Below are 12685 nucleotides of genomic sequence, written 5' to 3'. Positions count from 1 at the left end.
ATCTATGACTGTAGAATGGAAAAGCGAACGTCAATACGAAGATGTATTATATGAAACATATAACGGCATCGCCAAAATCACGATCAATCGCCCTGAGGTACATAACGCATTTCGTCCAAAAACGGTTTCGGAACTGATCGATGCGTTTGCATATGCGCGGGATGACGCCAATATCGGTGTCATTATCCTTGCAGGGGCCGGCGATAAAGCGTTTTGTTCAGGAGGAGACCAGAAGGTAAGAGGACACGGCGGCTATGTTGGCGAAGACGAGATTCCACGTCTGAACGTTCTTGATCTTCAGCGGCTGATCCGCGTCATTCCGAAGCCTGTTGTTGCGATGGTGTCAGGCTATGCGATCGGCGGCGGCCATGTGCTCCACATCGTATGCGATTTGACGATTGCTGCAGACAACGCAATTTTCGGACAAACAGGGCCGAAAGTCGGCAGCTTTGATGCAGGCTACGGATCAGGCTATCTGGCGCGTATCGTCGGTCATAAAAAAGCGCGTGAAATCTGGTATCTGTGCCGTCAATACAACGCTCAGGAAGCTAAGGAAATGGGCCTTGTCAATACGGTTGTACCGCTTGAAAAGCTTGAAGAAGAAACGATTCAATGGTGTGAAGAAATGCTTGAGAAAAGCCCGACAGCACTCAGATTTCTTAAAGCGGCCTTTAATGCCGACACGGACGGGCTTGCAGGCATCCAGCAGTTTGCCGGAGATGCGACACTGCTTTATTACACAACAGATGAAGCGAAAGAAGGCCGCGATGCGTTTAAAGAAAAACGCCGTCCAGATTTCGGACAGTTCCCGCGTTTTCCTTAAAAGACGGAAGAGAGAAACAGCTTAGTGCGACTGAGCTGTTTCTTTTATCATTCAAGATATTTTTTGGAGATGATGATATGCTGATGGACCATCCGAATTGGCTTAAACAGCGAGCAGAGCTGACTCCTGACAGGATGGCTGTGATTCAGGGGGATCACAAGCTGACTTTTAATCAATTGTTTCATGAAGCAAAAAAAACGGCCGGGCAGCTGAAGAGCTTTGGTCTGAGGAAAGGGGATACAGCGGCTGTACTTCTCACCAACCGGCTGGAGATGGTTATCGCCGTCCATGCCTGTTTTATTCTCGGAGTTCGCATCGTTTTGCTGAATACGAAGCTGTCAATGGCCGAACGAACATATCAAATTGAACACTCGGAAGCAAAGCTATTGCTTACAGAACAGCCTTTCCTGGAAGAGCATAGAGAGGGCAAGCCGGCCCGCGCTGTTGACATTGAAGACGTTCAAAACGCCGCCGGCCCTCCGGTTACGGAAATCGAGAGCATTCATTTGGACGATGCAGCCACAATTATGTATACGTCCGGAACGACAGGACGGCCGAAAGGGGTTATGCAGACATTTGCCAACCATTATTTCAGCGCGGTTTCATCCGCTTTGAATTTGGGGCTCCAAGAACACGATCGCTGGCTGATCGCCTTGCCGCTTTTCCACATCAGCGGCTTATCGGCTCTTTTTAAATCGGTCATTTACGGAATGACAGTTGTTTTACATCAAAGGTTTGACGCGGAAGAAGTTCTCCGTTCGATCAAAGACAATCAAGTAACGATTGCATCGGTCGTTCAGACGATGCTGTCAAGGCTTGCGGCAAAAGTCGACAGCTGCCCCGAATCATTAAGGTGCCTGTTACTGGGCGGAGGGCCTGCTCCGCTTTCTCTCCTTGAGGAATGCAAAAGAAAGAGGCTGCCTGTCGTACAGTCATACGGAATGACTGAAACGTGCTCACAGATTGCCACCCTCGCCCCAGAATACTCGATTGAAAAGCTCGGTTCAGCCGGCAAGCCGCTGTTTGCATCAAGCATTAAAATCGAAAAGAACGGCACGGAATGCCAACCCGGAGAACATGGAGAAATAACCGTAAAAGGGCCGACCGTTATGAAGGGCTACTTAAAAAATGAGGCGGCAGACAAAGCCTCATTCAATGATGGCTGGTTTAAAACCGGTGATATCGGGTATCTTGACGTTGACGGATTTTTATACGTGCTGGACAGGCGTTCAGACTTAATCATATCAGGGGGAGAAAACATCTATCCGGCTGAAGTCGAGGCCGTTCTTCTGTCACACCCCAAAGTTGCGGAAGCGGGGGTAAAAGGGGTCGATGACAAAACTTGGGGAAAGGTTCCCCACGCCTATCTTGTCGCCGCCAGCCCTGTTGATGAAGAGGAGCTGAGCGACTTTTGCAAAGAACGGCTTGCTTCCTATAAAGTGCCTAAAGCCTTTCATTTTGTCGGCAAGCTGCCGAGAAATGCTTCGAATAAACTGATGAGACATCAATTGTAGAAGGAGAGCGCCATGATTCAAATCAAACAGCTGACATTGTACCATCTCAGCATGCGGCTGAAAAAGCCTTTTAAATCAAGCTTGGAAACCTTTCAGGATCGCAAGTTTATCATCATAGAAGCTGCTGACCGGGAAGGGGTGACAGGCTGGGGGGAAGTATCCGCTTTTTCATCTCCGTGGTACACAGAAGAAACAACGGAGACATGTTACCACATGCTAAAAGATTTTTTGATTCCGGCTGTGCTGCGCGAATCATTCACACACCCTTCAGAAGTGCCCGAGACGCTTCGCGGATTCAAAGGCAACAGAATGGCAAAGGCCGGCCTTGAAGCCGCCTTTTGGGACATTTACGCCAGGAAAAAAGGGATCTCTTTAAGAGAGGCGCTGGGCGGAGTAAAAACAGAAGTTCCTGCCGGGGTCGTCGTCGGTCTTGCTCCATTGGATGATATGCTTGAGGAAATTGAACAATATGTAAAAGAAGGTTATCAAAGAATAAAAATCAAAATTCAGCCGGGGCAGGATATAGAGCTTTTAAAGGAAATACGCCGGCATTTTCCGAAGGTGCCGCTGATGGCGGATGCCAACTCTTCTTATGAATTAAAAGACATCAGCCGGATTAAAGAGCTTGACGCATTTAAATTAATGATGATCGAACAGCCTTTGGCGGATGATGATATCGTAGACCACCGCCATCTGCAAAAACATATCAAAACATCAATTTGTCTTGACGAAAGCATCCGTTCTGCTGATGATGCGCGAAAGGCAATCGAGCTCGGCAGCTGCAAAATTATCAATATTAAGCCGTCCCGAGTCGGCGGTTTGACAGAAGCTCTGAAAATCCATGACATCTGCAAAGAACATCAAATGCCTGTCTGGTGCGGCGGCATGTTTGAAACCGGTATTTCAAGAGCACACAATCTTGCGCTGAGTTCTCTTCCGCAGTTTTTGATTCCCGGGGATCTTTCTTCATCCTCAAGGTATTGGGAAGAGGATATCGTAAAACCGGAAATCCGCATCGAAGGCGGCTATATTCAGGTTCCAAGCCGACCGGGAATGGGCTTTGAAGTGGATACTCATGTTTTAAGAAAGAATTCATCTAAAATAGATGTTTTCAAACAGTAAAGGCTGTTTTAAACGCTGATTTCCAGATTTTCAAGCTTTGTTAAATGGACGGCCTCTCATGTATAGTAAAGCTGTACATTATTCCCTTCTCGTTTGGACCGGCTTTCAAGCCGGTTTTTTTAAAAATATGAAAAGAGCTGCCTTTATGACAGCCCTTTCCTTTAATCGCCCAAAAGCAAATCTTCGTGTACGATCTGTCCGATCAGCCGGTCCGCTTGATCCGGCAGCCCGTCCAGACATCCGTATTCATAATCCCATAAGTTCATGAAGGAGCAGGCGGCTTTTTGAAATGCGGTTTCGTCCGCCCCGTGGATTTCCTGATAAAAAGCCTGTAGCAGCGACTCTTTATTCATGACTGTCCCTCCTTCATTCATCCGCTTTAATGATGTTCAGGTTTAAATGTTTTACAATCCGTTTCTTTGCTATTAGAAGCTTTTTCACCTTCAGCATGGCTGACGACATAAATGGCGTCGGCTGTACACTTGTTTCCCTGGCCCCAATAGGTGCAGTTGCTGACTTCACACAGTATTTTTTGTTCCATATCATATTGGCCCCCTTTAAAAGTTGTACACATTTAGCTTAACCTTATTCATGCTGTTTGATGTACCTCTTGTCCTTCATGAACAATTTCCAGAAATAATAAAAGCCGGGGAATAAAATAATAAAACCGACGATATAGGAGATGAACAGCGCCCTGAATGTCTCCGGCGCGGTGAAGCCTGATTGAATCGTGACATCAGGATAGACCATGTAAGGAAGGTGCGCTCTCCCGTACACATAGCTCGCCGTAAAATACTGCAGTGTAATGGCGATGACGGCGAGGCGAGGCTTTCCCTGCCGGTCGCTGTTATGTCTGTTTGGCAGAAACAAAGCCGCAAATGCGACGAGAAACAGCAAAAACGATAAAATCAGCCACGGAAGCCCGTCCATCATTTTTGTATAAAGCCAGCGGGCTTCCGTCCTCATGGTCATCATGATGCTGAATGACATAAGCAAAGCGAGCGGGCCGGTGATTAAAGCGTTTCGGCGGTAGACCTGATACGCGTCTTTTTCTCCGGCTACATTTGAAAAATCAGCCAGCAGCAATGAAGACAGAAACAGCGTGCTGAAAATGGCAAAGCCCATAAAAGAATAGGCATGAGGGCTTAAAAACAAATTAATAAAATCCAATTGGTGGTTTCCGTCTACCTGATATACGAAGTTGCCGTGTGTCACGGGCAAGACAAGGATTAAAACAGCCGGAATGATAAAGCCGCTGATCCCTGAAACGTAAGTCAACGCCCTTTCATAATCTTTTGCAGCGTGCGAAAAGACCAAAAATCCGCTTCGAATCGCCAAAAGCAATAAAATAATGCTGCCGGGAAGCAAAAGCACCGTTCCCAGCACAAAAGTGCCGCCCGGGAAAAAGCTGAAAAGGGCCACGACGATTCCGACGATGAAAACATTGGTCACTTCCCAGGTCGGGGAAAGGTAGCGGTTTGCAATATTGGTTGCTTTCAGCTGTTTTTTGTTCATATAGATCATCGACCAAAATCCCGCTCCAAAATCCATTGACGCCATCACAGCGTAGATAAATATAAATCCCCAGACGATCGAAATAGCCAGCAGGGCATCTGTTGTTCCATCCAGTTGCATCATATGACTTCCCTTCTGTTTTTTTGTGCATTCAGCTGCTTTTTAAATCTTCTTCGACAGGGTGGCGTTTAAAGTAATATTGCAATACGAACACCACCGCTGCTCCTAAAATGATGTAGACGATAAAGAACAAAAGAAACAATATGCCGATCGAGCCGGAGGATGTCACTACTTCGGACGTTTTCTGCATATGGTAAATAACCCAAGGCTGCCTTCCGGTGCAAGCGAAAACCCAGCCCAATTCGATTGCAAGCAAAGCGAGCGGGCCGCCGGTTATAAACACGGCCAGCATCCAGCGGGGAAAGCGGTCTTTTTTCATGACTTTTCTCCAAATAAAACCGACAGCGGCATAAACAATTAAAAGGCTGCCGATAAAAACCATGCCGTTGAACAAAGTATGAATGAACAGAGGAGGCCACTCATCCCTTGGAAAGTCATTCAGTCCTTTTACAACGGTGTCAAAGCGGTTGTCGGCCAAAAAGCTTAAAGCCCAAGGAATCTCAATCGCCCATTTGACCGATTGCGTCTTTTCATCAGTAAATCCGCCGATCGCAAGTGGAGCGTGGGACTGAGTTTCAAAAAGCCCTTCTGCGCCCGCCAGTTTTTCAGGCTGGTAGCGGTGAAGAAGCTGTGCGGATTCGTGACCGCTCAGAGCCGTGACCAGAGAAAACGCTCCTCCGACAATCAGCCCGAGCAGCAGCGCTTTTCTATGAAGGGCGTAGACTTTTTCATCACCGCGGTTTCGGAGCATTTTGTAAGCGGCTATCGTCGCAATAATAAACGCGCCCGTCATAAAAGCGGAGACGACAACGTGTCCTGCTGTAGCCACAAAGCTTTTGTTGAAGAACGCCGTCCACGGCTGAACATCTGTAATTTCGCCGTTCACGATTTTGAAGCCTTCAGGCGTTCCCTGGAAAGCGTGCACATTTGTAATTAAGATGGCTGATGCGGCTGCTCCGATAACGATAAAAATGACAGCTGTAATTCTCATAAGAGGAGTCAGCCGATCGGCTGCGTAAACATAAATGGACATAAATAAAGCCTCAATAAAAAAAGCGTAGATTTCAATTTGAAATGGGAGGGACATGACTTTCCCGATCACTTCCATGAATCCCGGCCAAAGCAAGGCGAGCTGCGTTCCGGCAATGGTTCCGGTCGGTATGGCGACCCCGAGCAACACGGCCTGTGCCTTCGTCCATCTTTTTGCCATAATGGCGTAGTGGGGATCTTTCGTTCTTTGATAGATCAGCTCGGCCAGCAAAATCATTAAAGGAATTCCGACACCGAGCGAGGCGAAAATAATATGGAACCCCATCGTTGTTCCGAAAAGGCTTCTTGCAAAAATCAAGTCATTCATCCGGAAAACCACCTTTCATTTACACCATTTTGCTTTTTATTGTTTACCGCCTTTTTTAGATTATTCTTCCTGTGAGCGGTTAAAATGGATAAGGTGATCAAAACATGGCAAATGAACATTCATTTTTGACACAAACATATGAAAGGTATATAATAAAACGTAATTATTACGTTTTGTTAGGAGGAATGGCATATGAAACCAAATATTCATCCGAAAACTTATCAAGTGATCTTTCAGGATGTAAACAGCGGGTACCGTTTTTTAAGCCGCTCAACTAAAACTTCCGATGAGACGGCCGAGTGGGAAGACGGCAAGACGTATCCTGTTATAAAAGTTGAAGTAAGCTCAGACACCCATCCGTTTTATACCGGAAGACAGAAATTCAACGAAAGAGGCGGAAGGGTCGAACAGTTCAAGAAAAGATTTAATATGGATTAAATGAAAAAGACCGGATGTTTCCGGTCTTTTTTCGTCCATATAAAAAAAACAAGCGCATGAGGTCTCATGCGCTTGATCTTTGTTATTTGTTTGATAAAGCTTTTTTCAAGACGGTCAGGTTTTCTTTCATGATGGTAGTATAATCTTTGCCGCTTTCAAGGTCTTCTTTTGTTACAGATTCAAGGTTTTTCATCGTCAGACTTTCGGCTCCGATTTCTTTTTTGATGATCTCGGAGATTTTGCTGCTGACATTGCTTTCAAAAATGACGTATTTAATATTATGTTCTTTCGCTGTTTTAACAATGTTTTCAAGCTGCTTTTGTGAAGGTTCCTCAGTAGGCGAAAGGCCGAGAACGCTTATTTGTTTAATGCCGTAGCGTTTTTCCCAGTAGCCGTAGGCGGCATGTGAGACGAGAATTTCTTTTTTATCAGCTTTGTCAACGGTTTGTTTAAAGTCTTTGTCAAGCTGCTCCAAATCTTTTTTTAGAGACTCATAGTTTTTCGTAAACGTTTTTTCGTGTTCCGGATCTAATTTTACGAGTTGGTCTTTAATGTTTTCGGCCATTTTTTCAGCAAGGACAGGATCAAGCCATACGTGCGGGTCATGATCTCCATGGTCGTGATGATGATCATGGCCTTCGGCTTCTCCGTGTTCATGTTCTTCTTCGTGAGCATGCTCATCGTGGTCACCATGTTCTTCTTCATGTGCATGGTCATCGTGTTCGCCTTCTTCTTCACGTGACAGAAGGTCAATGCCCTCTCCGGCTTTGACGATTTTGACGTTGCTGTTTTTTAATGTGTTTACAGCTTTGTCTGCGAATCCTTCTACACCGACTCCAGAGTATATAAAGGCATCCGAGTCGGAAATTTCCGCCATCGTTTTTGAGCTTGGCTCGTAAGTGTGCGCTTCAACGTTTGGCGGGTAAACACTTTTGACGTTCACATATTCTCCGCCGACCTTTTTGGCGAAGTCTTCAAGCGGATAAATGGTTGTATAGATATCCAGCGTGTCTTTGTTTTCTTTTTGTTCACTGGAAGTGCCGTTGCTTGAACAACCGGCTGCTAATCCGGCAGCAAGAATGAATGCAGATGCTAATCCGAATGTTTTTTTCATGGTATTTCTCCTCTCAATGTAAAACTGTAATGGTTCCGATTTAATGGTCCTGTATCATTGTATCGTAATAATTACGATTTGAAAAGAGGAAATGATAGTTAAATATACTCAGGCAGTGAATCATGGAAGGCCGACCAGTCTGAATTCATTTCTTTATCTGTAAGAAGGGTCTGATCCAGGGAGCGGATCACGTCTTCCTGATTCATGTCAATGCCGATAAAAACGATTTCCGTTTTCCGGTCTCCGTATGTTTCATCCCAGTCCGTTTTTAAATGGGGATCCTCTTCAAACGCGAGCTTTTGTTCTTCCTCGGGAGACGCTGCAATCCAGGGGCCTGCGCTTTGGATCATCAGAGAAGAGCCTGCCTGGGACAGAAGGCCTGCTGTGTCATTTCGAGAAGCAAGCCAGAAGAAGCCTTTTGCTCTGATAATATGAGGCGGCCAGTTTTCAAGCCAGCGCTTCAGTCTTTCAGGATGGAAAGGCCTTTGTTTTTGATAGACGAAGGAAGAAATTCCGAATTCCTCTGTTTCAGGTGTGTGCTCTTCATTCAGTTCTTTGATCCACCCCGCTGATTGACTCGATTTTTCAAAATCGAACGATTTCGTATTCATGATGGCCGAAAGCGGCACTTTTGCGAATGTCGAGGAAATGATTCTGCAGTCCGGATTCAGTTTTGTCAGAGACCAGAAAAGCTTTTCTTGCTCTTCTTTATTGAGTAAATCAGTTTTATTCAAAATGAGGACATCGGCAAATTCGATTTGCTCAATTAAAAGATCGGCCACTTCACGGCTGTCTGTTTCATCTGCCGCCTGTTTCCGTTCCAAAAGGCTTTCCCCCGAAGCGAAGTCCTCAAAAAAACGGCTGCCGTCGACGACGGTGACCATTGTATCAAGCCTGCAATATTTGCTTAAATCAATATCCAGCTCCTCATCTTTGTAAGTAAAGGTTTGGGCAACGGGAATCGGCTCGCTGATACCGGAAGATTCGATGAGAATATAATCGATTCCGCCGTTCTCCGCCAGCTTTTGGACTTCGATGAGCAGATCGTCTCTCAGCGTACAGCAAATGCAGCCGTTCTGCATTTCGACAAGCTTTTCATCCGTGCGGATAAGATCCCCTTTTTTCACGAGGGAGCCGTCGATATTAATTTCACTCATGTCATTGACGATCACGGCGATTTTCATGCCGTGCGCTTCATGCAGGACATGCTGCAGCAGCGTCGTTTTCCCGGACCCGAGATAGCCGCTTAAAACAGTGACAGGAATCAGGTTTTGCGTCATGTTTTCACTTCCTTTAAAACGTAATTATTTCGATTTGCACAATGGAAATCTTACTTGACTTATGAAAAAAATACAAGAAATATGTTATATTTAGATATAAAAAGCGTTTAGAAAGGAAATGAGCCATGAAACTTTTGGAGAACATTCTACAGTTCAATCAACAGTTTGTTGAGCGGCAGGACTATCAAAAATACCAAACAAGCAAGTTTCCCGATAAGAGAATGGTGATTCTGTCTTGCATGGACACAAGGCTTGTCGAGCTGCTTCCTCATGCCATGAATATGCGGAACGGGGACGTGAAGATCGTTAAGAGCGCGGGTGCACTCGTGGCTCATCCTTTCGGGAGTATTATGCGGAGCATTCTCGTTGCGGTATACGAACTGAACGCTGATGAAGTATGCGTGATCGGCCACCATGACTGCGGAATGAGCAAGCTGAGCTGCGACAGCTTTTTGGATAAAGTCGTTAAGCGAGGCATTCCAAAAGAACGGATTGAGACGCTTGAGTACTCCGGCGTCGATTTTGAACAATGGCTGAAAAGCTTTGATTCTGTAGAGGACAGCGTCAGGGATAGTGTAAGCGTGATTCGAAACCATCCGCTGATGCCGGAGGAAGTACCTGTTCACGGACTTGTCATCAATCCGGAAACAGGCAGACTGGATCTTATTGTCAACGGATATCCGGAAGAACGTTAATCCTTTTGCTTTTTTTCCGGAACGGGATCTATCCCGCCGGGATGGAACGGATGGCATTTCAGAATCCGCTTAATGGTGAGCCATCCGCCTTTACATGCGCCGTGCTTTTCGATCGCTTCACGGCCGTAATTGGAGCATGTCGGATAAAAACGGCATGTCGGCGGAAGAGCCGGTGATATCCATTTTTGATAAAAGCGGATGAGCAGCAGGAATAAGGTTTTCATGTTTTTCGCACCTTTTTTGTTTTGACCTTATTATAATATAAGCAAAAAACTCATAAAAAGGAAAAGCATTGACCTGAAAACTTATCGGTAAAGTATGATATAATACAAAAAGACCGATTAGAGGGGAGAGAGGAACTATGCCTTCAGTTGAAAGTTTTGAACTTGACCATAATGCAGTAAAAGCGCCTTACGTCAGACACTGCGGCGTCCATAAAGTGGGATCGGACGGCGTCGTCAACAAGTTTGACATCCGTTTTTGCCAGCCGAATAAGCAGGCGATGAAACCTGATACAATTCATACTTTGGAGCATCTTCTTGCATTTACGATCCGCACGTATGCGGAAAAATATGACCACTTTGATATTATCGACATTTCGCCGATGGGCTGCCAAACAGGCTATTACCTGGTGGTGAGCGGTGAACCGAAAGTGGAAGAAATCGTTGATTTGCTTGAGGATACGTTCAAAGAAGCCGTTGAAGTGACTGAAATTCCGGCGGCTAACGAAAAACAGTGCGGCCAGGCAAAGCTTCACGATCTAGAGGGCGCAAAGCGCATGATGCGTTTTTGGCTTTCGCAAAATAAAGAAGATCTGCTCAAAGTGTTTGGATAAAACGTTTGAAAAAAACCGGCTCAGAAAAGAGCCGGTTTTCATTTTTTGTTCACAAAGAAAATAATGCCATATATCCCTGAACTTTGCTACACTTTATATTGTAATACATATCATAGAAAAAGGGTGATAGGATGCGTTTGGGAAAATGGTTTATTCTCTTATGTTTAGCAGTCGGTCTTTCAGCCTGCAGCCAGGGGGACAAGCAGGCGGCATCGGATGAGGAGCCCAAAGTGCTGACGGCAAAACTGGCGGCTCCAGAAGCGGCGGCCAAAAATGAAAAGGCTGTCATAAAAGCGACCGTGCGCTATGGGGACGAGCCTGTTGCAGATGCCGATGATTTGGAGTTTGAATGCTGGAAGGCCGGGAGCAAGGAAGATAGCGAGCTAATCAAAGCGAAGAATGAAGGAAAAGGCGTATACAGCATTGAAAAAGCGTTTCCTGAAGATGGCCATTACAAAGTTCAAGTCCATGTCACGGCGAAAAAACAGCATACAATGCCGGTTGCAGACATTAAGGTAGGGAAAGCAACGGATGTGACTGAAGAAGATGAAAAAGAAGAAGCCCACCATCACTGATGAGGCTGTTCTTCTTCCCGCGACGGAAGGGGATCGACTTCATGCTTGTAGTCATAAGCTTTTGATGTTGTGACAAGCGATACGGCCAGAACGGCGCCTGTAATCAGAATTCCTACAATAATCCAAAAGAGGATCATCACTTACCTCCGAATAGCTTTTTCCAACAGTTTACCATATCAGGCAAAGAAAATCATGATAAAGAGTAAAAGAAATGTTTCCTGCACAAGCTAAACGGGTAAATCAAAAGTAAACGAAAAGGAGGACGACCTTATGTCTGAAAAATTGAAAACAACCGTCAACAAACAAGTCGCAAACTGGACCGTTCTATATGTAAAGCTACATAATTATCATTGGTATGTGAAAGGGAAAGATTTCTTTACGCTGCATGAAAAATTTGAGGAACTTTACACAGAAGCTGCAGAGCATATCGATGATTTGGCTGAACGCCTTTTGGCTATACAGGGCTCCCCGGTCGGAACGATGAAGGAATGCCTGGAAATGTCCGCGATTAAAGAAGCGGACGGAAGCGAGTCTGCTGAACAAATGGTGCAAAATATTTATAATGACTTTTTAACGGTGGCTGAGGAGCTGAAAAGCGGAATGGAGCTTGCCGATGAAGTCAATGATGAAACGACGGGAGACATGCTGCTCGCGATTCATCAATCGATCGAAAAACACAACTGGATGCTGAAAGCCTACTTAGGGTAAGAATAGCTCGGGCAATGCCTGAGCTTTTTTTATTTTCGTTCTTTTTAAAGCCTTTTTTAGAAATTGTCAAACAATTCATCCAAGCCTTTCAAAGTCTTTTTTCATAGGATAAGCTATGAAAAGTCTTTTTTGAAAGGATGTTGAAGCATATGTTTAAGGACTTAAGCATCTTTTCGCTCTTTACAATCGGTTTATCAGCCATCGGATTTTTGTTTGGCCGAATCGAATATTTATTTATGATCTTAATAACGCTCATGGGAATTGAATTTGTCAGCAAAAGCTTGAACGAATGTGTGGAAGATCGCTTTACAATGAAGAGGCTGTTTACAAGGCTGGCGAAAAAATTGGTGACGCTCTTTCTTATATCCGTTGCCCACCTTTTTGATCAGATGCTGCAAACAGGCAGTTCGATCCGCGATTTTTCTATTATGTTTTATATTTTATATGAAGCGTTTCAAATCATAAGCACGGCTCATTCGTTAGGAATCCCCGTGCCGCAGATGTTATTGGATATTTTAAATACCATAAAGGAAAAACTCCGGGGAAAGCCGTAACATTTTAACACAACTGGTCATACTAACACGAAAAA

General features: G+C 45.1%; 17 protein-coding genes. 9 read left to right on the top strand and 8 right to left on the bottom strand.

Translation table 11 applies throughout. From position 1 onward, the window contains the following. Positions 1-4: 4 nt before the first annotated feature. The 3 genes from menB (at position 5) to menC (ending at position 3459) form a co-directional block, all read left to right on the top strand. Positions 5-823 carry a 1,4-dihydroxy-2-naphthoyl-CoA synthase gene (gene menB / locus MKZ04_RS11490; protein ID WP_020452693.1) on the top strand — a complete coding sequence of 273 codons (819 nt, stop codon included), beginning with the start codon at positions 5-7 and terminating at the stop codon, positions 821-823. Positions 824-900: 77 nt separating this feature from the next. Further along, the gene (locus MKZ04_RS11485; protein WP_025810961.1) at positions 901-2337 is read left to right on the top strand and encodes an o-succinylbenzoate--CoA ligase; all 1437 of its coding nucleotides are present in this window, start codon (positions 901-903) and stop codon (positions 2335-2337) included. 12 nt (positions 2338-2349) lie between these two features. Beyond that, positions 2350-3459 carry an o-succinylbenzoate synthase gene (gene menC, locus MKZ04_RS11480; RefSeq protein ID WP_020452691.1) on the top strand — a complete coding sequence of 370 codons (1110 nt, stop codon included), beginning with the start codon at positions 2350-2352 and terminating at the stop codon, positions 3457-3459. A 161-nt stretch (positions 3460-3620) separates the two neighbouring features. On the opposite strand, the gene MKZ04_RS11475 is transcribed toward menC, so the two are convergent. Genes MKZ04_RS11475 through MKZ04_RS11460 form a run of 4 tightly spaced genes read right to left on the bottom strand, consistent with a single transcriptional unit; the run spans position 3621 to position 6451 of the window. Beyond that, complete coding sequence (locus tag MKZ04_RS11475) at positions 3621-3812, bottom strand: hypothetical protein (protein WP_020452690.1); 192 nt, start codon at positions 3810-3812, stop codon at positions 3621-3623. Between the two features lie 26 nt (positions 3813-3838). Continuing rightward, on the bottom strand, positions 3839-4000 hold the full coding sequence (locus MKZ04_RS11470) for a DUF1540 domain-containing protein (RefSeq protein ID WP_075212789.1): 162 nt from the start codon (positions 3998-4000) through the stop codon (positions 3839-3841). A gap of 44 nt (positions 4001-4044) precedes the next feature. Continuing rightward, positions 4045-5088, bottom strand: coding sequence for a cytochrome d ubiquinol oxidase subunit II (locus MKZ04_RS11465; RefSeq protein WP_025810962.1), 1044 nt, complete (start codon positions 5086-5088; stop codon positions 4045-4047). A 37-nt stretch (positions 5089-5125) separates the two neighbouring features. Beyond that, positions 5126-6451 carry a cytochrome ubiquinol oxidase subunit I gene (locus tag MKZ04_RS11460; protein WP_023855818.1) on the bottom strand — a complete coding sequence of 442 codons (1326 nt, stop codon included), beginning with the start codon at positions 6449-6451 and terminating at the stop codon, positions 5126-5128. 192 nt (positions 6452-6643) lie between these two features. Between MKZ04_RS11460 and MKZ04_RS11455 the strand changes: the two genes are divergently transcribed. Next, a complete protein-coding gene (locus MKZ04_RS11455; protein ID WP_003184624.1) occupies positions 6644-6889 on the top strand; it encodes a type B 50S ribosomal protein L31 in 246 nt (81 codons plus the stop codon). An 82-nt stretch (positions 6890-6971) separates the two neighbouring features. On the opposite strand, the gene MKZ04_RS11450 is transcribed toward MKZ04_RS11455, so the two are convergent. Both MKZ04_RS11450 and MKZ04_RS11445 read right to left on the bottom strand, forming a co-directional pair. After that, positions 6972-8003 carry a metal ABC transporter substrate-binding protein gene (locus MKZ04_RS11450; RefSeq protein WP_023855819.1) on the bottom strand — a complete coding sequence of 344 codons (1032 nt, stop codon included), beginning with the start codon at positions 8001-8003 and terminating at the stop codon, positions 6972-6974. Between the two features lie 98 nt (positions 8004-8101). Then, a complete protein-coding gene (locus tag MKZ04_RS11445; protein ID WP_145625144.1) occupies positions 8102-9283 on the bottom strand; it encodes a GTP-binding protein in 1182 nt (393 codons plus the stop codon). 125 nt (positions 9284-9408) lie between these two features. On the opposite strand from MKZ04_RS11445, the gene MKZ04_RS11440 reads away from it, so the two are divergent. Beyond that, positions 9409-9978 (top strand): beta-class carbonic anhydrase, encoded by a 570-nt coding sequence (locus MKZ04_RS11440; protein WP_020452684.1) that lies wholly within the window; start codon positions 9409-9411, stop codon positions 9976-9978. Here the strand turns inward: MKZ04_RS11440 and yidD are convergent. Continuing rightward, the gene (yidD, locus tag MKZ04_RS11435; RefSeq protein WP_020452683.1) at positions 9975-10202 is read right to left on the bottom strand and encodes a membrane protein insertion efficiency factor YidD; all 228 of its coding nucleotides are present in this window, start codon (positions 10200-10202) and stop codon (positions 9975-9977) included. The genes MKZ04_RS11440 and yidD overlap by 4 nt on opposite strands. A gap of 137 nt (positions 10203-10339) precedes the next feature. Here yidD and MKZ04_RS11430 point away from each other — a divergent pair, with 137 nt between their 5' ends. Continuing rightward, positions 10340-10813, top strand: coding sequence for an S-ribosylhomocysteine lyase (locus MKZ04_RS11430; protein WP_020452682.1), 474 nt, complete (start codon positions 10340-10342; stop codon positions 10811-10813). A 131-nt stretch (positions 10814-10944) separates the two neighbouring features. Continuing rightward, entirely contained in the window at positions 10945-11388 is a 444-nt protein-coding gene (locus MKZ04_RS11425; protein ID WP_341045937.1) for a FixH family protein, read from the top strand. Here the strand turns inward: MKZ04_RS11425 and ytzI are convergent. Then, positions 11382-11525 (bottom strand): YtzI protein, encoded by a 144-nt coding sequence (gene ytzI, locus MKZ04_RS11420; protein ID WP_020452680.1) that lies wholly within the window; start codon positions 11523-11525, stop codon positions 11382-11384. The two genes, MKZ04_RS11425 and ytzI, sit on opposite strands and share 7 nt — an antisense overlap. A 133-nt stretch (positions 11526-11658) precedes the next feature. Here ytzI and MKZ04_RS11415 point away from each other — a divergent pair, with 133 nt between their 5' ends. Together MKZ04_RS11415 and MKZ04_RS11410 are read left to right on the top strand one after the other, a co-directional pair. Continuing rightward, a complete protein-coding gene (locus MKZ04_RS11415) occupies positions 11659-12096 on the top strand; it encodes a Dps family protein (protein ID WP_023855822.1) in 438 nt (145 codons plus the stop codon). 149 nt (positions 12097-12245) lie between these two features. Beyond that, positions 12246-12650, top strand: coding sequence for a phage holin family protein (locus MKZ04_RS11410; RefSeq protein WP_020452679.1), 405 nt, complete (start codon positions 12246-12248; stop codon positions 12648-12650). Positions 12651-12685 lie beyond the last annotated feature (35 nt).

The organism is Bacillus sp. FSL W7-1354 (genome assembly GCF_038002405.1).
GTDB classification, from domain to species: domain Bacteria; phylum Bacillota; class Bacilli; order Bacillales; family Bacillaceae; genus Bacillus; species Bacillus paralicheniformis.
Note: the sequence above shows the minus strand (reverse complement) of the source record. Positions and strands in the feature narration are given on the sequence as shown.

What these genes read in the sequence shown, in the direction of transcription:
- menB (WP_020452693.1), top strand. Translation starts at nt 5, where the DNA reads ATGACTGTAGAATGGAAAAGCGAACGTCAATACGAAGATGTATTATAT.
- MKZ04_RS11485 (WP_025810961.1), top strand. Translation starts at nt 901, where the DNA reads ATGCTGATGGACCATCCGAATTGGCTTAAACAGCGAGCAGAGCTGACT.
- menC (WP_020452691.1), top strand. Translation starts at nt 2,350, where the DNA reads ATGATTCAAATCAAACAGCTGACATTGTACCATCTCAGCATGCGGCTG.
- MKZ04_RS11475 (WP_020452690.1), bottom strand. Translation starts at nt 3,812, where the DNA reads ATGAATAAAGAGTCGCTGCTACAGGCTTTTTATCAGGAAATCCACGGG.
- MKZ04_RS11470 (WP_075212789.1), bottom strand. Translation starts at nt 4,000, where the DNA reads ATGGAACAAAAAATACTGTGTGAAGTCAGCAACTGCACCTATTGGGGC.
- MKZ04_RS11460 (WP_023855818.1), bottom strand. Translation starts at nt 6,451, where the DNA reads ATGAATGACTTGATTTTTGCAAGAAGCCTTTTCGGAACAACGATGGGG.
- MKZ04_RS11455 (WP_003184624.1), top strand. Translation starts at nt 6,644, where the DNA reads ATGAAACCAAATATTCATCCGAAAACTTATCAAGTGATCTTTCAGGAT.
- MKZ04_RS11450 (WP_023855819.1), bottom strand. Translation starts at nt 8,003, where the DNA reads ATGAAAAAAACATTCGGATTAGCATCTGCATTCATTCTTGCTGCCGGA.
- MKZ04_RS11445 (WP_145625144.1), bottom strand. Translation starts at nt 9,283, where the DNA reads ATGACGCAAAACCTGATTCCTGTCACTGTTTTAAGCGGCTATCTCGGG.
- MKZ04_RS11440 (WP_020452684.1), top strand. Translation starts at nt 9,409, where the DNA reads ATGAAACTTTTGGAGAACATTCTACAGTTCAATCAACAGTTTGTTGAG.
- yidD (WP_020452683.1), bottom strand. Translation starts at nt 10,202, where the DNA reads ATGAAAACCTTATTCCTGCTGCTCATCCGCTTTTATCAAAAATGGATA.
- MKZ04_RS11430 (WP_020452682.1), top strand. Translation starts at nt 10,340, where the DNA reads ATGCCTTCAGTTGAAAGTTTTGAACTTGACCATAATGCAGTAAAAGCG.
- MKZ04_RS11425 (WP_341045937.1), top strand. Translation starts at nt 10,945, where the DNA reads ATGCGTTTGGGAAAATGGTTTATTCTCTTATGTTTAGCAGTCGGTCTT.
- ytzI (WP_020452680.1), bottom strand. Translation starts at nt 11,525, where the DNA reads ATGATCCTCTTTTGGATTATTGTAGGAATTCTGATTACAGGCGCCGTT.
- MKZ04_RS11415 (WP_023855822.1), top strand. Translation starts at nt 11,659, where the DNA reads ATGTCTGAAAAATTGAAAACAACCGTCAACAAACAAGTCGCAAACTGG.
- MKZ04_RS11410 (WP_020452679.1), top strand. Translation starts at nt 12,246, where the DNA reads ATGTTTAAGGACTTAAGCATCTTTTCGCTCTTTACAATCGGTTTATCA.